This is a genomic window from Psychrobacter fulvigenes, from assembly GCF_904846155.1.
GTDB lineage: Bacteria > Pseudomonadota > Gammaproteobacteria > Pseudomonadales > Moraxellaceae > Psychrobacter > Psychrobacter fulvigenes.
In genome coordinates, this window is record NZ_CAJGZP010000001.1 from 2,252,239 (window position 1) to 2,272,826 (window position 20,588).

Here is a 20,588-nt window from a genome sequence, read left to right on the forward strand (position 1 = left end):
TAATAACGCTCGTTTTACAAGACAGCTTAGCTTATATTTACTCTAACGGCTCCCCGCAATGAGGACAAAAGTTCTTTTGCCGCACTTCCTTCTCACGGCGATCCAGCTCTTGCTCACGCAACACTTGTAACACGATATCTTGCGCTTGCTCTTTATCCAACCCCAGCTCACGGCGAATCTTTTCAATCATGACTTGGTTCTGTACCAAATCAAAATCACCATCTACTAAGAACTCACGAAACTGCTGTTCAAGCTCATCACGGCGCTGGGCAAGCTCGTTTGCCAAACCTGTCGCCAAAATACCCGCTGGCAGTGCTGCCAAGCCCACACCCAATATCGTAATGACTGCACCCAATATCTTGCCTGCATTGGTAATCGGTGTCACATCACCATAGCCGACAGTTGTCAGCGTCACGACTGCCCACCACATCGCCTTAGGTATCGACTCAAACTCCTCTGGCTGGGCATGGTTCTCCACCAGATAGATACCACTAGATGCTGTGACGATCATAATAATTAAGATAAATATAACGGCTTGGAACGACCCCTTCTCCTTGCTGATAACGACCAAGAGAATACGCATGGAGGCAAAATAGCGCGTTAGCTTAAGAATACGGAACAGACGCAAAATACGTAAGAAGCGTAGATCGATACTGACAAAGAAGTTTAGGAATGCCGGTACAATAGCCACCAGATCAATTAACGCTGAGGGGCTCCTTAGCCAGTCCCAACGCTGACGCCATGTAGTATGATCAGGTTTGGCGTCCGCCACACTCCACAAACGTAGCAAATACTCGATAGAGAATATAACGATGGAGAAGTTTTCAAACAAAGTGAAATATTCTTGATAAGGGTAATACCAAGTGTCGACCGACTCTGCAATGACCGCTGCGACGTTGGTCAAAATCAAAGCGATCAGAAAATAATCCACGTAGCGACTGACCAGTGTATCGTGCTCATCATTTTGTAAGATGTTATAGACAAGGTGACGCAAGCGCCGTATAGATTGGAAGAGCATACCGTCCCCATACGGCTTAACACCGCGAATTAGATAAATATCAAGCGAGCCGTAAAATGGTCGTGAAGGTCAATGACAAGTGAATGTATATGGACGTTTAAAGTAACTAGATATACTGTTTTAATCTGCTCACAACTTAAGAGCAGTACTTAAAATCAGTTCTGTCACTGTAATTGAATGTTCGGTATGCCCTATATTAACAACGATTTTGTATGGTAAGTCAACCATAAAACGGCTATTTGTAGGCCAAACCGAAACACCTCATCAGCGCTCATGGTAAGTCATCTAGCCTATCTCATACAGATTAGAGCTTTGATTATAAAAAACTGTCGTAATAAACATAGACCAAAGCCAGTATCAAAAACGCCATAATACCGAGGCCAAATTGCAAAAACTGTAGCTCCATACGCGCGTTACTGCTTAAGCTATTTGCGGGTACTAGAGACAAGCCACACTCTGGGCAGCAGTTATTAGCCTCATTTATTAAGGTCAGCGTACGAGCGTTAACACATCGTGCAGGTGAATTACTACAGTAACCTGTCATAGACCCTCACCCTTTTATCAAAAATCATACTTGTCATTTTCATGCATTATTTTAACTTTATTCGCTTGAAGTCTTTTTTTACCTATTATTAGGGTCTGCTGAACATTTACCACTAAACGAACTCACTTATTAACGTTTTACGTAGTTTAAGTCAAACCATGATAAATCTAAAGCCTCGAAACTGAAATGACTATGTTGCACATTTCCATCTAAATCACTACCGTTAGTAAGGAATGTGTATTATAATGAAGGTTAGAGGTTACAGATCAGAGCTTAACTGTAACGTTACCTATCAGTAACTGATGTTAATCCCAATCAGACAATTACTGACAACCCTTTATAGATTAAGGAACTTCGTGATGAAACTACAATCCCTAGTTTTAGCCGCTGCTACTGCACTTACTGTGACTACTGCTTTCGCTGTACCTGCTGGTACTTGGTCTGTGGCTGCTGGCGCGCACTATGTCGACCCTAAGAGCGACAACGGTACTCTAGCTAATGGCGCATTGGCTGTTGATGTTGATGGCGATGTACGTCCAACCATCAGTGGTGAATATTTCATCGCTAATAACGTTGGTATCGAATTGCTAGCAGCAATTCCATTTCATCATGACATTACCCTAACAGACGCTGATGGCGTTTCTACTGACGCTAAAACTCAGCATTTACCACCAACGCTTTCTGTACAATACCACTTCGATGGCTACAACATGCCAATGAATGTAAAGCCATTCGTCGGCGTTGGTGTCAACTACACCACTTTCTTTAAAGAAAGAATTTACAGTGATGTTTTTGAAAAGCTAGAGCTAGACGATAGCTTTGGTGTTGCTGGTCATATTGGTGTAGACATCCCATTCAATGCGACAGAGTCTTTCCGTATTGATGCCCGCTACATGGACATCAAAACAGATGCTAAGGTAGATGGTAATGATGTTGGTGAAGTCGATATCAGCCCTTGGGTATACGGCGTTGCTTTTGTAAAACGGTTCTAATATAGCTAATGGCTATAAGTTTAGAATAAAGAATAAAAGAAGCCAGCTTAATCGCTGGCTTCTTTGTCTCTAACGTTTCAGTATCTATCGTTTTATTAGATTCAAAAACATACAAACATAAAAAAAGACCACCGAAGTGATCTTTTCAACACATTTATAAAAATATTAAGCCTATAGCAGAATACGACGTGGATCAGCAAGTAAGCTTGCGATATAGCGCGTAAATACGGCAGCATCGGCCCCATTAATGACACGGTGGTCATAAGATAAGGACAATGGCAGCATCAAACGCGGCTCAAAGGTCTGCTTATCAGCATTCCAGCGTGGTTGCATCGTCGCTTCTGAAGCCCCTAAGATACCGACCTGCGGCCAATTTACCAGTGGTGTAAAGGCTGTGCCACCCAGATTTCCTTGGCTTGAGATGGTAAAGCTTGCACCTTGCAAGTCTTTGGTACCCAGCTTTTTATCACGGGCTTTTGCGGCCAGTTCACCGATTTCAATCGCAATCTGCTTGATGCCTTTGTCCTGTGCGTTTTTAATGACAGGGACAATCAAACCATCATCCGTTGCTACCGCAATACCCATATTGACGGTCTTACGCAAGATAATTTGCGTATTATCATCGCTGAGATGGCTATTGAAACGAGGATGCTGCGTCAATGCATGAGCCGTTGCTTTGATGATGAACGCCAAAATCGTCAACCCAATACCTTCTGCTTTCATGCCACCTTTTAGCTCACCACGGAGTTTTTCAGTCTCCGTAATATCTGCCACATCAAACTGCGTGACCTGTGGCAGATACGTATTGTAGTTAAGCTGCGGTATCGACACTTTTTGCAAGCGGCTCAGATCTTGAATCTCAGTCTCACCCCAGATCTCAGCATTACTCATATCAGGCAAGCTTGGCAGACCTGAACTAACGACATTACCACTAGCTGCGGCTGTCTTTTGCGTGCTGAGCTTTTCTTTAACATGGGCAAACAAGTCTTCTTTTAAGATACGATCGTTTAATGCCGAGCCATTGACTTGAGTAATGTCTATGCCTAACTGACGGGCAAGCTTGCGCACCGCTGGTCCTGCATAAACCTCAGTCAGCTTTTCATTCACTTGCGCTTCTGTCAGCTTGCGCTCTTGTGGCTGGCTTTGTGTTTTTGCAGGCTGCGAGTCTGGCTGTTTTTGCTTAGGCTTGCTAGCATCTGCTGCTTGTGACTGCTCCTTACTAGCGCTTGAGCTGTCTTGTGCCTGCGACTCAGTAGATGTTGTCGCACTGCTGTCCGTCCCAGCGCCACCAGTACCGACTATCACGATAAAATCTTGACCATTAGTGACCGTATCACCAGCTTCTACCAAGATTTTTTCAACCTTGCCCGCTTCTGGGGCGGGTACTTCAACGGAAGCCTTATCAGATTCGATCAGCAGGATTGATTGATCCACACTGATGGTATCACCGACGCTGACCATGATTTCAGCCACCTGTGCTTCATCAACACCTAGATCTGGTAGGGCGTGAGTTGTCGCTTGTCCGGCCTTTGTGCTATCAGCTGATTTCGATGGCGCCGGCTCAGACTCTGTCTGCTTGTCTTGTTCGTTTTCTGACTTTGTTTCTTGTGGCTCGTCTTGCTGCGCTGCTGGCGGCTCCTCAGCTGCAGGTGCTTGATCTTCATCGGCACTGGCATCACTGTCGAGCTCAATCAGCACTGTACCTTCACTAACCTGATCACCAACTTCTACATTGATCTTCGTTATCTTACCAGCGGCTGAGCTTGGTACTTCGACTGAGGCTTTGTCTGACTCTATTAAAATAATGTTGTCGTCTTTTTTCGATGACATCACCAACCTGTACCATAATCTCACTGACTTCGGCACTGTCTACACCCAAATCGGGGGCTTTAATTTCCACCGTATCTCTCCTTATCTTATGATTGCCTTGTCTTATCGTTGTTATTCTTTGACATCATCATCATTGAGTAACTGGGCATCGGCTTTGTCTTCAGCACGACCTTCACTACTGATTTCGTCATCATCTTCACCGACAAACTCAGGCACAGGACTTGGGTTGATATTATCAGGGGCTGGAGCTGGAGCATCTGGGAAATGGTCGTAATGAGGCTGCTGCTGCCATGCTGGTGGCTGATCTGCATCAATACCAAAGCTTGATATAGCATCTTTGACCAGGCGCATTTCAACCTCGCCTTCGTCTGCTAAGCGCTTCAGTGTTGCCACCACGATGTGAGCCGCATCTACGTGGAAGAAACTACGTAACTGCTCACGTGAGTCAGAGCGACCATAACCATCGGTACCAAGCGTGGTATACGGACGGTTATCAGGCAGCCAACCACGGATTTGCTCTGAGTAATTACGCATATAGTCAGTCGCTGCAACCACGATGCCTTTGTGCGGCGCCAGCTGCTCAGTCACCCATGGCACTTTTTCTTCTTCCATAGGGTGCAGACGGTTGTAGTCATCACAAGCCATACCATCACGGGTCAGCTCATTGAAGCTGGTCACACTCCAGACGTTGGAGTTGATATTGAACTCGTCTTTTAGGATCTGTGCTGCTTTTTGCACTTCACGTAAGATAACGCCTGATCCTAACAGCTGCACTTGGCTTGAGTTATTATCTTCAAGCAGATACATACCGCGCTTGATGCCTTCTTCCACGCCTTCTGGCATCGCGGGCTGCTCGTAGTTTTCATTCATCAAGGTGAGGTAATAATAGACGCGCTCGCCTTCACCATACATGCGGCGTAGACCATCGTGCATGATGACTGCCAGCTCATAACCAAAGCAAGGATCATAAGTAACACAGTTGGGTACGACACCAAATAAAATCTGTGAATGACCATCCTGATGCTGCAAGCCTTCACCGTTCAAAGTGGTACGACCAGCCGTCGCGCCTAGCAAGAAGCCCTGAGCCTGACAGTCACCTGCCGCCCATGCCAAATCGCCCACACGTTGGAAACCAAACATAGAGTAGTAAATATATAGCGGTATCATCGGCAGCGCGTTGACAGAATAACTGGTCGCTAGAGCAATCCAAGTACTCATGGCACCCGCTTCGTTAATGCCTTCTTCTAGCATATGACCATCGATGGCTTCTTTATAACCCATCAAGGCTTCGCTATCTTCAGGAGTATACTTTTGCCCCGTAGCCGAGTAGATACCGATTTGACGGAACATACCTTCTAGACCAAAGGTACGCGCTTCATCAGGTACAATCGGTACCACGCGATCTTGGATGTCTTTGTTCTTTAGCATGGCCGATAGCAAGCGCACGAATACCATGGTCGTCGATTGCTCTTTACCTTTACTGCCTTGTAGTATCCGATCAAAAATAGATATATCAGGAATGGTAAGCGGGATATGACCACTACGGCGGTTAGGCAGGTGACCACCTAACGCTTCACGGCGACCCTTTAGATACTTCATTTCTGCTGAGTCTTCTTCTGGACGGTAGAAAGGTAGCGTCTCTAGCTGCTCATCCGTAAATGGCAACTCAAAACGGTCGCGGAAGTACATCAACGACTCATGATCAAGCTTTTTGATTTGATGCGATTTGTTGACCGCTTGCGCTTGGGTAGATAAGCCATAACCTTTCACTGTTTTGACCAAAACAACAGTCGGCTGACCTTTGGTTTTCATGGCCTCACTGAAAGCAGCATAGACCTTCATTGGATCATGACCACCACGATTTAGACGAGAGATATCATAATCAGTCAACTCATCGGCCATCTCTTTGAGCTCTGGGTATTTATTAAAGAAATGCTCACGGGTAAACTCAGGCGTACGCGCCTCATAGAGCTGATACTCACCATCGACCGCCTCTTCCATACGGTACTGAAGCACGCCCGTATGATCTTTATCCAGTAGCGTATCCCACTTACCGCCCCAGACTACTTTGATCACGCGCCAGCCTGCGCCGCGAAATATCGACTCTAGCTCTTGGATGATTTTACCATTACCCCGTACTGGACCATCGAGGCGCTGTAAGTTACAGTTGATCACCCAGATAAGGTTGTCCAGCTTCTCACGACCAGCGAGAGAAATCGCTCCAAGGCTTTCTGGCTCATCAGTCTCACCATCCCCTAGGAATGTCCAAATCTTGCGATCTTCTCGTTCGAGCAAACCGCGGTTTTCCATATAGCGATGTACGTGTGCATGATAGATCGACATGATAGGACCCAGACCCATCGAAACGGTCGGGAACTGCCAATAGTCCGGCATCAAATATGGATGCGGATAGCTCGATAGACCCTTACCCCCTACTTCACGGCGAAAGTTCTCTAACTGCTCTTCCGTCAAGCGCCCTTCTAAATAAGAGCGGGCATAGATACCTGGCGCTGAGTGACCTTGATAATAGATCATGTCACCACCGAAGTGATCATTTGCCGCACGGAAAAAATGGTTGAAACCAGTCTCATAAAGCGTCGCACTGGAGGCGAATGTCGCTAAGTGACCACCCAGATCATCGTCGTTTTGGTTGGCACGCATGACCATCGCCAACGCATTGTAGCGAATCAAAGCGCGAATCTTGCGCTCGATGGCCAAATCCCCTGGATACATCGGCTCGTCTTCGACCGCGATGGTATTGATATAAGCAGTATCTAGACGGTTAAATGGCAAGTCTTCTTGTACCGCCATGTTATAGAGTGCTTTTAGTAAAAACTGCGCACGATCCTTATCGGCATGCTTGATGACAGACTCAAAAGCGTCTAGCCATTCCTGTGTTTCGGTGCTATCAGCATCCTTATAATAATTCATTTTTTTATCCTTTTATTTCGATCAGTCCCACCAACTGGCAGGGTGTTATTAAATAGTGTGACGAGATAACGGTTTACTTTTTAGCTTATTTACTACGCTCAAGCACTCCATTGTCTGACGCGTTTCGATGGCAATCTACTGTAGATAATATATCTACAATATTAATTGCTAACGTTCATTATTAATTAAATGATTACAGGGTTGGTGAATAATGACGCTTAACTTGACCCTGCAGTCACGTTTGCATACTTGACCATTACGTAATGATGTCTCTTCATTATAGACGCTTATGACGCAAATGTTTATGGCTATAAAGAAATGACGACATAACAAGTATTTTTTAAATAAATAATGATTAGTATTTTTCAAAATGACACAGTTATAAAATTAATTTTATGCGTATATAGGTCAACCATTATTCTTGAGATTCACAAGCCTTTGCTCTCTATCATAGTAAACTAACCGTTGGTAGTTTTGTGGTAGCTTTTAGCACTCTTACTACCTAGGGCGTGTCATCAATTAAGCCAAACGACACAAGAAACTAAGTGAATGGCACTAAGGAAATGACTGGCTAACTTATCATAGCGAGTGGCAATCGCACGATACTGCTTAATCTTGGCAAAGAAGTTCTCTATTAGGTGCCTCGCTTTATAAAGCTCTTTATCGAAGTCTCTTGGCTGCAGCCGATGACACTTAGATGGTATAACTGCATTACCTTGCACTGCTTTAATCGGTTCAATAACGCGGGCATCAGCATCGTAAGCTTTATCGGCAAGCCACGTTTGGCTAATACTGACATCAAGCAATTCATCTGAGCCACACAGGTCATGAGCTGCCCCACCTGTTAGATAAAAGCCAGTAGGATTGCCTAGCGCATCTGTTCGAGTATGTATTTTAGTCGTCAGTCCACCTTTGCTGCGTCCAATGGCTTGATCCCTTTTTTTCCAGCACTGTGCTGGTGGGCTTTAACAATCGTGGCATCTAGCATGGCATATTCGTCATCGGATTGTTCAGAGAGTTGATTAAAAACCTGCTCCCATACGCCTTTTTTTGACCAGCGACTAAAACGAGTATGAATCACTCTGAAGTCGCCAAAGCGTTCAGGTAGGTCACGCCAAGGTATGCCGGTCTTGTAACGGTACAGAACCGCTTCTACGAACAAGCGGTTATCCTTTGCAGTAACACCAACGTCACTTGGTTTACCAGGTAGAATGTCTTTAATTCTCTCCCATTGGTCATCACGTAGGGCATGTCGTCTTGTCATAGTCATTGAGCTCAAATTCCTAAATACGATCTAAGTATAGCTTATTCTGAAATATCTATGCTAATTGATGACACGCCCTAATATCTCCTACTTCATGACTACTATACCGACAATCTTATTTTGGATTCTCTATACTCCTTTTAAAGCCAAAAGAGACTCCTTAGCTGTGTATTAAGGAAGCTCTAAATATGAGTTTCCCGCACCATATTTACATCTAGCTTTTATCAACGCTTAGAATTCAATACCTTACTACCCACCTGTAAACCTTCTATGAAAAAACTCTAGTATTTATCCTATACTATTGAATAACCTGCCTATTTTTGTCATAAAACTGACAAAAAATGCAACCTCTTTTCTTTTTTAACGCTAAGCTTGCTTTATCGACATCACCTTAGGGAATTCCTCCTCACGCCAACACTTAGTCTATGGCATATTTCTTGCATACTTCTCCCTAAATTTGGTGACTTTTATCATTAATCATGTTTTAGTTACTGTCTATGATATAAGCACTTTAATTATTCAAAACGATGATATTAAAGTAATGCCATTGCTAAAATATGAGTAGTAAGAAGAAGATGCGTTGAGTACTACATCTAGTAGACTAGGCGAGTTTGACACGGACAATCATACTTTTTAGGCTCGGTATAAATTTAGCTTTGAGGAAAAAAGATGCAAGAGAGTAGCCATACTAGCTTTAAAAAACATACAGACACACAACTTACATTAGGCCTGGCTGTCTCCACTCTTTTGTTCATCGGAATGGGTATCAGCAGCCAAAATGTATTGGCCAATCCATTCTTACCATCAACTCCCCCAACCTCTCCAGTAGGCAGCTGCCCAGCTGGCCATAAGATGTACTATATTGGAGCAAACCCACCTGCATATAGTCCTATGAACTCTGAGAATCTCAGTTGGACTAATGGCAACCCTTCCAGAACTTTTACGTTTGTAGAGGCCTCTGGCGATAAGACCTTTTTAATTAATTTCCCCCTACTTTTAGACTTAAATAACAACTATGGCGGTACGCCTCCATTTTATGGATCTATCAATGGCGCTACTAGGGCGTGTCATCAATTAGCATAGATATTTCAGAATAAGCTATACTTAGATCGTATTTAGGAATTTGAGCTCAATGACTATGACAAGACGACATGCCCTACGTGATGACCAATGGGAGAGAATTAAAGACATTCTACCTGGTAAACCAAGTGACGTTGGTGTTACTGCAAAGGATAACCGCTTGTTCGTAGAAGCGGTTCTGTACCGTTACAAGACCGGCATACCTTGGCGTGACCTACCTGAACGCTTTGGCGACTTCAGAGTGATTCATACTCGTTTTAGTCGCTGGTCAAAAAAAGGCGTATGGGAGCAGGTTTTTAATCAACTCTCTGAACAATCCGATGACGAATATGCCATGCTAGATGCCACGATTGTTAAAGCCCACCAGCACAGTGCTGGAAAAAAAGGGATCAAGCCATTGGACGCAGCAAAGGTGGACTGACGACTAAAATACATACTCGAACAGATGCGCTAGGCAATCCTACTGGCTTTTATCTAACAGGTGGGGCAGCTCATGACCTGTGTGGCTCAGATGAATTGCTTGATGTCAGTATTAGCCAAACGTGGCTTGCCGATAAAGCTTACGATGCTGATGCCCGCGTTATTGAACCGATTAAAGCAGTGCAAGGTAATGCAGTTATACCATCTAAGTGTCATCGGCTGCAGCCAAGAGACTTCGATAAAGAGCTTTATAAAGCGAGGCACCTAATAGAGAACTTCTTTGCCAAGATTAAGCAGTATCGTGCGATTGCCACTCGCTATGATAAGTTAGCCAGTCATTTCCTTAGTGCCATTCACTTAGTTTCTTGTGTCGTTTGGCTTAATTGATGACACGCCCTAGATCAGCGCTGAATTTGGTTCATAACTCCCCTGCTACCAAAACCAACCACAGTTTAGATATCAGTATTAATCGCCCAGTGAGTAAAGTCGGTTATAAAATACAAGATTTGGACTCAACTGGCAGCTCTGGTCGAGTACCATACATCGAACAAGTTGACGTCTCAGCTAATCAAGGACAATTAACTTTTGATAGCAATTTTCATACTATCAATGCTGCTAGAGACATCGTAACAGCTCGTCAAGGAGAGAACTGTGGTACAGGAGAATGTACTATTGATGCGGCTTGGAGCTATAATATTGCTGACGCCCTTCTTAATCTAAAACATAGCAATGAGCTGACGCAAAGGAATAGTCCACACGCTGTGGGCTACTCAGACTTCTATTTCTGTCTTGCTCCTCCCAAACTCGTTGTCAAAAAGCAGCTAGATGCCGCTCGCGTCAATGATAGTAATAACAACCGTGATCAGTTCTCAATCAGTATAAGCAATGCAACAACACCGCTAAAAACTTTTGTGACTAGTGGCTCAGGACAAGCTATTACTAATGATAATAGCGGTGTGGTAGATCTGACAACCAGTACGACCTATACCATTACTGAGCGCGTCACCAACAGCCAAAACAACGGCGATATCGCTAATTATAATGCTGCTTATACTTGCAACAATGCTACCACTGGTAGTACGACAGTCATGCCTACTGCGGCGATGACTTATAACGCAGCTGCTCAAACCCGCTCATTCACCCTTTCTAATACGACTTATGGGGACGAGATCACTTGTACCATCACCAACAGTCCATCTGTCCCATTGAGCTATACGTTTGCAGGTATCGTTTTTAACGACAATGGCGGCATCACGGCTAACGACAGCTCCAAACAGGATATCTCTGCCACCTTTACTGGTAACCGCAGCTACTATAATGGTGTGTTCGATAGTAACGAATCAGGTATCTTTGCTAGTGGCTTACAAATTAGGCTGACTGACTGTAGTGGCAGCAATATCGTATCGACTTCACCCAATCCTCAAACCGTGTCAAGTGCTGCAGCCAGCATAGGTAGATACAGTTTTAGCGTCAGTCCAAGTGCACTGGTTGGTAAATCAAGAGTTTGTCTGGTTCAGACCGAACCAAGTGCTTGGGAATATAGTGAAGATACGACGATTAATACCCAAGAAGTCGCGCTAGTCGCTAACGTCTATGATTATAAAACCGAAAAGGACAGCTCAGGTAATGTCACACGCAATCTTGATTTCGGTGAAGTGAAGGCAGCCAATACAGCGTTGGTACTCAAAAAATCCCAATATGTACATACCTGTGATAGCGCGCTTAACTATTCTAATATCGCCAATACCAATCAGCCAACGACAGGCTTTAGTAGTAATCCTGCTAACAATGTCGAGCCAGGTAACTGCATTGCTTATAAGTTAGAAGCTTACAACCGTAGCCACGTTGACTTGAACGAAGTCAAAATTAGCGACTCTTTGCAACGCAGCCCCGTTGAGTCTGTATTCAATTTACCAAAACCGTTAGGAAACCCTTCGTCAGTGTTTAGAAGCACCAATACATCAGCGCCTATTGGTGAAAATGGCATCATTATCTCTGATGGCTTTAACTTGTTAAAAACGCCCGCATCCTCCACAGAACCAAGTAAGGCAACTTTATACTTCAACACCAAATATGGTTCTAAAAACATAAACCCCTAAATACAATTTATATCAACACTACTCTTAGATAACTGAGACTTCGACTTTTTAACTCTCTTTATATCCATTGATAGGCGTTTAAAGGTCATTTATAAGTTATTTAATGACGATTTATCATTTCTCTGTGAAAATAAGAATCAAATTAGTGTTGAATTTTTACTAGAAAAACATTGTTCATCGCCATAGATTTATATTAATTGGTATGGATATTGCTAGTAAAACCTACCCAACTGAGGAATTTGATATGAAATCATTTCAATTTTTACGCCATGCTCTTATCGCCACTGCAGTATCTGCATGTTTAATCAATATATCTTATGCAGAAGATGCGCTAAAGATGGAGCTACAGGCGAATAAAATTGTAAAAACTGCTGATGGCGAGATTAAATATATCTCAGCATCAAACGCTCAGAAGGGTGAGACCGTACAGTATCGCGCTACTTATACCAATGTCATTGACCAACCTATTAGCGATGTTACTGTGACTCTCCCTATCCCTGCCAGTATGATATTTACCGGTGAGGCAAAACCAAACAGTGCACAAGCGACTATCGATGGCAAAAATTATGCTGATATGCCGCTTATGCGCAAAATAGAGGGCAAATTCGTCAAGGTTCCATTTTCTGAATACAAAGCACTTCGCTGGAATATCAAATTACTTCCTGCGAACAAATCAGCAGACGTATCATTAAATACCATCGTTAACTAATAATTTTGACCTTAGCCTTTTATTTTTTTACTCAGGAGAATCTCTGGATGAAATCCAGCACCTTTAAGTACTCAGTATTAACAGTCGGCATCGCAGCAGCCTTTGGTATTAACAATCTTGCAAATGCAGCAGAAATCGTAGCTGAGTCAGCGCCTACCATCGAAAACATAGCCAGTGCTACCTATAAAATCGGCACTGTTGCCCAAACTCCCGTTCAATCTAATCCAGTAACCGTCAATATCACTCAAAGTGCCGCCTTTAGCTTAACGGCTAAAAACGATGACGATAATGCTGCCGATGATTATAACCGCGACGTTGAAGTGACTCCCAAAGGCCGAGTGACTTTTAGCCATACTTTAACCAACTCAGGTAACGTAGAAGATACCTATACGCTGAGCTTGGCTCAGGGTGGTACTATTCCAGGTACAGAGTTTGGGCAAGATCCAACAAGCTCTTATGATCTAGAGGCTACCAATGTTACCTATACTACACTACCTATAATGCAGAAGGTATAGATATAGGCACAACTACCGTTACTGGCACTGAGTTCAAAAATACTGACATCATCCTACAGCCTAATGAGCATGTTGAGATTTCTATCGCGGCAAAAACAACTGGAAACGTTGGTGGTAACTCCCAAAACTTAACCTTGTCGGCAACCAGTGATTTCTTTACCACTGCTGATACTAATGCAGCACCATTAATCAACATTAATAACAGTAAGACTAAATTACCCGTATTCAAGATTACCAGTAAGGCTGGTAGCACTCTAAACCTGAATGATTCAAGCTCGAAGGTCACGTACACTATAACGGTGAAGAACGATGATAGCGCTGACTATGCAGTGAATGCGAACAATATTACTGTTTTCAATGGTCTACCAGAAGGCTTACGTTTAGCGGATCAACCGAACCTGAGTGTCAGTAACAATGCCACTATCGTACCAGGTAATGAAGGCAAAGGTACTAGTACTGCAAACGACAGTATCAGAGTTACTTTATTGAATTTAGCACCAGGTGAAACAGCAACCATCACCTTTGATGTGCAAAAAGATAAAGATGAACCTCTTACAAATCCTAAAGAAACGATTAACCACGCTTCTGTCACCTTAAACCTTGGTGAAAACGTAGTCATGTATGATAGTACTGACAGTACTGATACTAAGCAAAATACTGATGAGTTTTATCCAGCTGGTGATGATAGTGAGGTCACAGATGGCACCGTTAGTACAGTCACTGGTAGCGACTCTGCAGCGCCTTTAGTTGCCAATCAGCGTGCAATTAGTCTTACCACACCTACCACCAAAGAGATTCCTACCAATACCGCAGATACTACCTTAGTCACTCATTCGGCTATTATTCAAAACACTGGACAAGAGGTAGAAGGTGATGAGCCAGGCGAAGTCAAATTCACGATTGCCCCAGACGCCAATAATAAAGTTACCGTAGTGACAGGCTCAGTTGAGCTAGTATATGACGCTGATAATAATCCAGCTACACCTAACGCGACTTACACCATCTTACGGGATATTAATGGTGATAATGACCTGACCAATGCTGTGTCGAAAGACGGCGCGCCAGCTTGGACTGGTATGGCTCCAGGCTCCACTGTTACGATCAACTACCAAGTAGAATCTAACGATGCAGTCTTGGGTACCACGGAAAATATCACCATAGCTATGGTGTTGGGCGGAAATGACGTACCGACCACAGGTGAGCGTCTGGTCAAAAACAAAACACAAGTGAAAGGTCTGACGCTTGATAAAAAGCAAGCATTAAATAAAGCTTGTGCCGCTGGCGCTACCCTTACATTTACACAGGATGTTGTCGCCGCTGAACCTGGTGATTGTATCGTCTATAAGATTACGGCATTTAATCAATTCTCAGCGGTAGATGCACGATTTACTTTCGATGATGTGGTCATAACGGATACGACAGATCGCTTTAATAACAAAGCGCAAGTGCTCACGTCAACCACTACTCCTGCTTATACTGTCAAGCTTGCCGACGTAGCTGATGCAAATACACTACCCGCAGACAATGCTCATGGAGCAACAGCTGGCTCTACTGCTGTTAGTGGTACGGTAACTAGCTTAGCGCCGCAAGAGTATGCAGCAATGGTATTTGCTGTACAAATCAATCCTACTGGTGCTGATGGCTCAATTTAATATTGCGTAAATTACTTATTTTTATATACCGTTATCTGTGATTAAGGTTTTAGATAACGCAAAAACTGTCCTTACTTAGATTGCTCTAAAAGTAAAAAAGTAAGGACAGTCCCTATGTTTTGGATTTGATTGGATAATCACGTAATATGACACTTCACTGTATCGCTCAGTCTACTCGTCTATCGGCTAAAGTAGCCAAACTGTCTGCATTAACTGCAGCCATACTGATTATGCAATCAAATTCCGCTGCGGCAGCTACCTCTGATGTGCTCAGCATCATCGATAATATTGCTAATGCCAGCTACACTGTCAATAACCAAACGGATAACACCTTAAAGTCTGAATCAAATAGAGTACGAGTCAAAGCCTCTGCTCTATCAGAGTATGGTATCAATCTAAGCAAGTCACCACGACAAACTGTAGCGCCAGGCAACACTGCCAGCTGGGTAAATGTACTCACAAGCAATAGTTATAATATTCAGACTGTCGATCTAAGGCTAACAATACCTGATACTTTATCGAATATAAGACTCTATCAGGACTTAAATAACAACGGCATCGTCGATGGTGAAGATAAGCAGCTATTGCTTGATAACTTAACTGCTCAAATTAGACTAGGACAAGGCGAAAGCATTCAGCTAATCGTCCAGGCACTAACTGCCGCTGATGCAACCGACGGCGACCTGATAGATATTCAGCTTGGTGCAACTGTCGTCGAAGACCCGTCGGTAAAGGCAGTCACAGAGACTGATAGCCTTATCATTGTAAAGCCAGGTATCGGTTTTAAAAACAAATCCTTTGACAGTGATCAACCCTCATCGCAAATTAGCAAAGACGTCTATGTCGAAGCCAGTTATGCGCAAGGCAACGTTGATCCTTATAAGCAAGATCAAGTATGGATCACTATCACCTCTCCAATGACAGGCGATCGTTATTCATTAAAAGCCATTGAAACAGGTGATAATACTGGTAAATATCGCTTAAATGTACCTACGCAAAACAATGCCAATGCGATTAACGATGATATCATTCAGACTCTGCTAGGTGACAAGTTAGTAGCTACTTTAGACGCTTATATTGATATAGAGGGTAATCGCGAAAACATCACCACCAATATCAGTAGCAATACCACCATCATCGATGTGCTGCCCAACCTCAAAATAGAAAAAGAAGCTGATGTCAGAACTGCCGAGCTTGGCGATTATGTCAACTACACCATTAACATCAAAAACGATGGTGAAACGACTGCTTATGACGTCGATTTAAAAGATGCGATGCCACGTGGCTTTGACTATGTACCAGGCACCATGCGTATCGACAGTGCAAAAACTGATGACTTCAAAGCAGTTGGTAAATATCAAGTATTAGGCTTAGGTAATCTAACGCCAGGAACCAGCAAAAAAGTCACCTATCGCGTTTTGATTGGCTCTTCTGCACTTGGTGGCGACGGTATCAACCGTGCTATCGCTCAAGGTAGCGACTTTGATACGACGGGTGGCACAATCATCACTTCTAGAGAGGCGCAGTGGCCAATCGAAGTCAACCGCGGGGTGATGAATACTGATGGCATCATCATCGGTAAGGTCTATCACGACATCAACCGTGACGGTATCCAACAAAAAGAAGATGGCGAGCTTGGTGTCGCTGGCGTACGTATCTATATGGAGGACGGTAACTTTGTCGTGACCGATCCTGAAGGTAAATACAACCTGTATGGTATCAGTGCCAAAACCCACGTCCTAAAAGTAGACCGCACGACTCTGCCTAGAGATACTGAGCTTGTCATCCAAAGCAATCGTAATACTGGCGATGCCGGTAGCCGCTTCGTCGACCTCAAATACGGCGAGCTGCACCGTGCCGACTTCGCTATCGTCGGTGGTATGGCGGACAGCACCGAACGTCTGAACCAAGAGCTGATCACTCGTAGCAAAACCATCAGCGCCAAGAACGATACACTCGAAAAAGCCATCAAAAACCAGCTAGCACTGGAGCCTGACTATGACCGTGACCGTGATAACAGCGACAATATCGATGCTAGTGGCTGTAAGTCCAATGATGACTTAGATCAAGGTATCAAATGTGACTCAGCGATAGTTGCAGACATGGTCGAGCCAAATGCTGATCGCGTCAACATGACGGTCAACACCATCAAGCAACCAAAATCTGAGCTGCTAGAAGAGTTCCTCAAAGAAGTACCAAACAACGATGTAAGCTTTATTAACCTAAGCTCAGGGCAGCAGTTGGCTTCATATAAGCAGCTGGTACAAGTACAAGCGCCACTCGGCTCTCAGTTTACTTTATATGCCAATGGCAAAGCAGTATCTGAGCAGCAAATCGGTAAGACCGCCGAGCAGAAAAAACAAAACGTCACTGCCTTTGACTACTATGCGGTAGATCTCAAGCGTGGCCGTAATACCTTGCGCGGTGTAGCCACTGATATCACTGGGCAAGTCATCTCCGAGCAGAGCATAGAAGTAGTCACCCCTGATAGCCTGCAAGCCATCGACTATCGTACGCAAACACAACTGATACAAGCCGATGGTGTCAGCGAATATCAAGTCGTCATCAGTCTAAAAGACCGTGATAACCGTCCTTATGTGGCTTCTACCCCGATCACCATCGATACCAATATCGGCCGTATCAACCTAAAAGACAGCAACAAAGACCAAGCGGGCACTCAGGTCACCGTCAGCGGTGGCGAGCTACTGATTCCAGTGATTGCACCAAGTGCACCAGGTAAAGGTGAGCTGGTCATCGATACGGGTAGTACCAAGCAAATTATTCCGCTGCAGTTCACTGCCAAGCTACGCCCATTGATCGCCGTCGGTATCGTTGAGGGCGCTATCTCACTCAAAGACTTCGATGGCGGCAGCATCACTGATGCTCAAGGCGCATTTGAAAAGGAGCTGCACGAGTTTTCGGGCAATGATGATTACTCAGCAACTGGTCGTGCCGCTATGTTCCTAAAAGGCAAGGTGCGCGGTGATTATCTACTAACCCTGGCCTACGATAGCGACAAAAAAGGCGAGCGCCTGTTCCGTGATATCGAGCCAGGTGAATACTATCCTGTCTATGGCGACTCATCGGCCAAAGGTTTCGATGCGCAGTCGACCAGCAAGCTCTATGTACGCTTGGATAAAGGCCGCTCGTTTGCCATGTATGGCGATTTAAAGACTGACGTGACAGACGACGAAGGCATTAAGCTTGGTCAGTACAACCGCACTTTGACCGGTGTCAAAGCACAGTACGAAGACGACAACACTCGTATTACAGCCTTCGCTGCAGAGACCAGCTCATCACAGCGTGTCAACGAAACTCGTGGCCTTGGTATTTCAGGCCCTTATCCGCTCGCAGAAAATTTCGACGCGGTACTTGAAAACTCTGAGACCATCGAAGTCATCACTCGCGATGCCAACAATCCTGGACTTATCGTGCGCCGTGAGACCCTGACGCGCTTCGCTGATTATGAGATTGACCCTATCAGCCGCAGTTTATACCTGACATCGCCAATTGCTAGCCAAGATTTTGATGGCAACCCTATCTACCTGCGTGTCACTGTGGAAGTAGATGAAGGTGGCGAGAACTATTGGGTCGGCGGTGTCGCTGCCAAGCAACAACTGACGGACAAAGTCTCTGTCGGTGGTAGCTACATCAATAGTGATGACCCACTGAACAAAGAAGAGCTTGCCAGTATCAACAACGTCATCAAATTCAATGACAAGCTAAAACTGGTCGCTGAATATGCCAAAAGTAAAGCTGAAAATCCTAATTACGATCCAAGCAATCAGATCAATGCAACAGAACTAACAGGCAACGATACTGACGGCGACGCCCTGCGTATCGAGCTAAACTATGACGACAATAAACGCACACGGGCAAAAGCTTACTACAACGACGCGGATAAAGGCTTCGTTACAGGCGCATCACCGCTTACCGCTGGTCGTACAGAATCTGGCGTAGAAGTCACTCATGCCCTAGAGAGCAAAAAAACTGCGTTCAAGCTGGAAGGTGTGCGTAGCAAAGACCACACCACTGAAGCCAGCATCGAAGGGGTTCAAGCCAGCGTTGAGCAGCGTTTAACTACCAACATCGTTGGTGAAATCGGTGTGCGTTATTATAAGCAAGATGCTACAGCCGCTTCACGTAATATTCAAGGTGCAACGGATGTAAAAGACCTCACTGATGACACGATATTCAATGACAATATTACCAATCAGTCTGCGCTCAATGGTGTCAATAACGCGGCCGAAGACATCGAAGGCACCACTGCCCGCGCCCGCATCACTGCCCGCCTACCCAAGCTCAATAACGCACTGGTATTTGCCGAATATGAGCAAGATCTTGAGCACAGCAATCGTAACGCCACCTCTATCGGTGGTGAGACGCCAATAGGAAATCTAGGCCGTATCTATGCTCGTCATGACCTAATCAACAGCTTATCAGGCAGTTATGGTCTTGATGATACTGATGAGCGCCAGCGTACCGTGATTGGCTTTGACGCCGCCTATATGAAGGACGGCAAGGTCTATAGCGAATACCGTATGCGTGATGCCATCAGCGCTCGCGAAGCAGAAGCTGCTATCGGTCTTAAGAACAAATGGTATGTACAAGAAGGCCTAACCCTCAATACTTTGTTTGAGCGTGTGGAGTCACTCGAAGGTGAAAAAGACAGCACCGCTACTGCCGCAGGTTTCGGTGTTGAGTATCTCGCGCAAGAAAACTACAAAGCATCAGGCCGCTTAGAAAAACGCTGGGGCAATACCAGTGATACCTTATTAGGTAGTGCTGGTATCGCCTATCGCTATACTGATGACATTACTTTACTAGCAAAAGACATCTACTCACGAGTAGACTATGATGATGGTCATCGCACCATCAATCGCTTTCAGCTTGGTGCCGCCTATCGCGACTATGACAGCAATCAGCTAGACATGCTCGCCAAGCTTGAATATCGCTTGGACGATAACATTACGGGAGCCGATCCGTACCAAAAAGACACTGTCATTTGGTCATGGAGTGGCAACTATCATCCAACGCGTCCGCTCACTATTTCTGGGCATTATGCGGGTAAATATACCGAGTATGATGCTGATGGAATCGCCAGTGACAATACTGCACATGCTGCTTACGCCCGTGGTCTATACGACATCAGCGAGCGTTGGGATATTGGTCTACAAGCAGGGACATACTGGAATGATCAAGCTGATGACATGTCATATATGCTGGGTGCTGAAGTCGGCTATAGTCCTATGACCAACCTATGGCTGTCACTTGGCTATAACTTTATGGGCTTTGAGGACGAAGACATCGCCTATGAAGATACCACCCAACAAGGCGCTTATTTTAGACTGCGCTTTAAGTTTGACGAAGATTTGTTTAAGCGTAAAGACCCTCGCAAAAACCAACGCTTAGACACTGACTCTACTTTATAATCTCTACTTTATAATTTTCAGCGTATGGCTTTTACAGTATTGGTTTTAGCGTTTGGCCCTTAGCAACCTTATGATTTCAAGCAACATGGTTTTAGCAATACT

The 20,588-nt window shown here is 44.5% G+C and carries 12 protein-coding genes and 2 pseudogenes; 8 read left to right on the forward strand and 6 right to left on the reverse strand.

The annotated features are described in order from the left end of the window. Positions 1-37 precede the first annotated feature (37 nt). The gene (locus JMX03_RS09530; protein WP_201574305.1) at positions 38-1,018 is read right to left on the reverse strand and encodes an ion transporter; all 981 of its coding nucleotides are present in this window, start codon (positions 1,016-1,018) and stop codon (positions 38-40) included. A gap of 316 nt (positions 1,019-1,334) precedes the next feature. Beyond that, positions 1,335-1,562: a hypothetical protein gene (locus tag JMX03_RS09535; RefSeq protein WP_201574304.1), complete on the reverse strand. Its 228-nt coding sequence runs from the start codon at positions 1,560-1,562 to the stop codon at positions 1,335-1,337. Positions 1,563-1,921: 359 nt separating this feature from the next. Here JMX03_RS09535 and JMX03_RS09540 point away from each other — a divergent pair, with 359 nt between their 5' ends. Further along, positions 1,922-2,554, forward strand: a complete 633-nt coding sequence (locus JMX03_RS09540; protein WP_201596407.1) for an OmpW/AlkL family protein — start codon at positions 1,922-1,924, stop codon at positions 2,552-2,554. A 171-nt stretch (positions 2,555-2,725) separates the two neighbouring features. Here JMX03_RS09540 and JMX03_RS09545 read toward each other — a convergent pair whose 3' ends face one another. From JMX03_RS09545 to JMX03_RS09555, 4 genes and pseudogenes are all read right to left on the reverse strand, one after another. Continuing rightward, entirely contained in the window at positions 2,726-4,360 is a 1,635-nt protein-coding gene (locus JMX03_RS09545; RefSeq protein WP_406947745.1) for a 2-oxo acid dehydrogenase subunit E2, read from the reverse strand. Then, the gene (locus JMX03_RS15360; RefSeq protein ID WP_406947716.1) at positions 4,302-4,454 is read right to left on the reverse strand and encodes a hypothetical protein; all 153 of its coding nucleotides are present in this window, start codon (positions 4,452-4,454) and stop codon (positions 4,302-4,304) included. Before JMX03_RS15360 ends, JMX03_RS09545 begins: the two co-directional genes overlap by 59 nt. A gap of 41 nt (positions 4,455-4,495) precedes the next feature. Then, positions 4,496-7,315 (reverse strand): pyruvate dehydrogenase (acetyl-transferring), homodimeric type, encoded by a 2,820-nt coding sequence (gene aceE / locus JMX03_RS09550; RefSeq protein WP_201596409.1) that lies wholly within the window; start codon positions 7,313-7,315, stop codon positions 4,496-4,498. A 515-nt stretch (positions 7,316-7,830) separates the two neighbouring features. Beyond that, positions 7,831-8,579, reverse strand: a pseudogene (locus JMX03_RS09555) (IS5 family transposase). Positions 8,580-9,248: 669 nt separating this feature from the next. Here JMX03_RS09555 and JMX03_RS09560 point away from each other — a divergent pair. The 7 genes and pseudogenes from JMX03_RS09560 (at position 9,249) to JMX03_RS09590 (ending at position 20,486) form a co-directional block, all read left to right on the forward strand. Beyond that, a complete protein-coding gene (locus tag JMX03_RS09560) occupies positions 9,249-9,662 on the forward strand; it encodes a hypothetical protein (RefSeq protein ID WP_201596411.1) in 414 nt (137 codons plus the stop codon). Positions 9,663-9,717: 55 nt separating this feature from the next. Further along, a pseudogene (locus tag JMX03_RS09565) lies at positions 9,718-10,466 on the forward strand (IS5 family transposase). Next, entirely contained in the window at positions 10,466-12,178 is a 1,713-nt protein-coding gene (locus tag JMX03_RS09570; protein WP_201596413.1) for a hypothetical protein, read from the forward strand. The pseudogene JMX03_RS09565 and the gene JMX03_RS09570 overlap by 1 nt, the downstream one beginning before the upstream one ends. Before the next feature lie 244 nt (positions 12,179-12,422). Further along, positions 12,423-12,887: a hypothetical protein gene (locus JMX03_RS09575; RefSeq protein WP_201574299.1), complete on the forward strand. Its 465-nt coding sequence runs from the start codon at positions 12,423-12,425 to the stop codon at positions 12,885-12,887. A gap of 47 nt (positions 12,888-12,934) precedes the next feature. After that, complete coding sequence (locus tag JMX03_RS09580; RefSeq protein ID WP_201596415.1) at positions 12,935-13,402, forward strand: hypothetical protein; 468 nt, start codon at positions 12,935-12,937, stop codon at positions 13,400-13,402. 134 nt (positions 13,403-13,536) lie between these two features. Beyond that, positions 13,537-15,054 carry a hypothetical protein gene (locus JMX03_RS09585; RefSeq protein ID WP_201596417.1) on the forward strand — a complete coding sequence of 506 codons (1,518 nt, stop codon included), beginning with the start codon at positions 13,537-13,539 and terminating at the stop codon, positions 15,052-15,054. A 146-nt stretch (positions 15,055-15,200) separates the two neighbouring features. Next, positions 15,201-20,486: a DUF11 domain-containing protein gene (locus JMX03_RS09590; RefSeq protein ID WP_201596419.1), complete on the forward strand. Its 5,286-nt coding sequence runs from the start codon at positions 15,201-15,203 to the stop codon at positions 20,484-20,486. Positions 20,487-20,588: the final 102 nt, after the last annotated feature.

Coding starts and splice junctions, on each gene's coding strand:
- JMX03_RS09580 (WP_201596415.1), top strand. CDS start 12,935: ATGAAATCCAGCACCTTTAAGTACTCAGTATTAACAGTCGGCATCGCA.
- JMX03_RS09590 (WP_201596419.1), top strand. CDS start 15,201: ATGACACTTCACTGTATCGCTCAGTCTACTCGTCTATCGGCTAAAGTA.
- JMX03_RS09535 (WP_201574304.1), bottom strand. CDS start 1,562: ATGACAGGTTACTGTAGTAATTCACCTGCACGATGTGTTAACGCTCGT.
- JMX03_RS09530 (WP_201574305.1), bottom strand. CDS start 1,018: ATGCTCTTCCAATCTATACGGCGCTTGCGTCACCTTGTCTATAACATC.
- JMX03_RS09570 (WP_201596413.1), top strand. CDS start 10,466: ATGACACGCCCTAGATCAGCGCTGAATTTGGTTCATAACTCCCCTGCT.
- JMX03_RS09575 (WP_201574299.1), top strand. CDS start 12,423: ATGAAATCATTTCAATTTTTACGCCATGCTCTTATCGCCACTGCAGTA.
- JMX03_RS09560 (WP_201596411.1), top strand. CDS start 9,249: ATGCAAGAGAGTAGCCATACTAGCTTTAAAAAACATACAGACACACAA.
- aceE (WP_201596409.1), bottom strand. CDS start 7,315: ATGAATTATTATAAGGATGCTGATAGCACCGAAACACAGGAATGGCTA.
- JMX03_RS09540 (WP_201596407.1), top strand. CDS start 1,922: ATGAAACTACAATCCCTAGTTTTAGCCGCTGCTACTGCACTTACTGTG.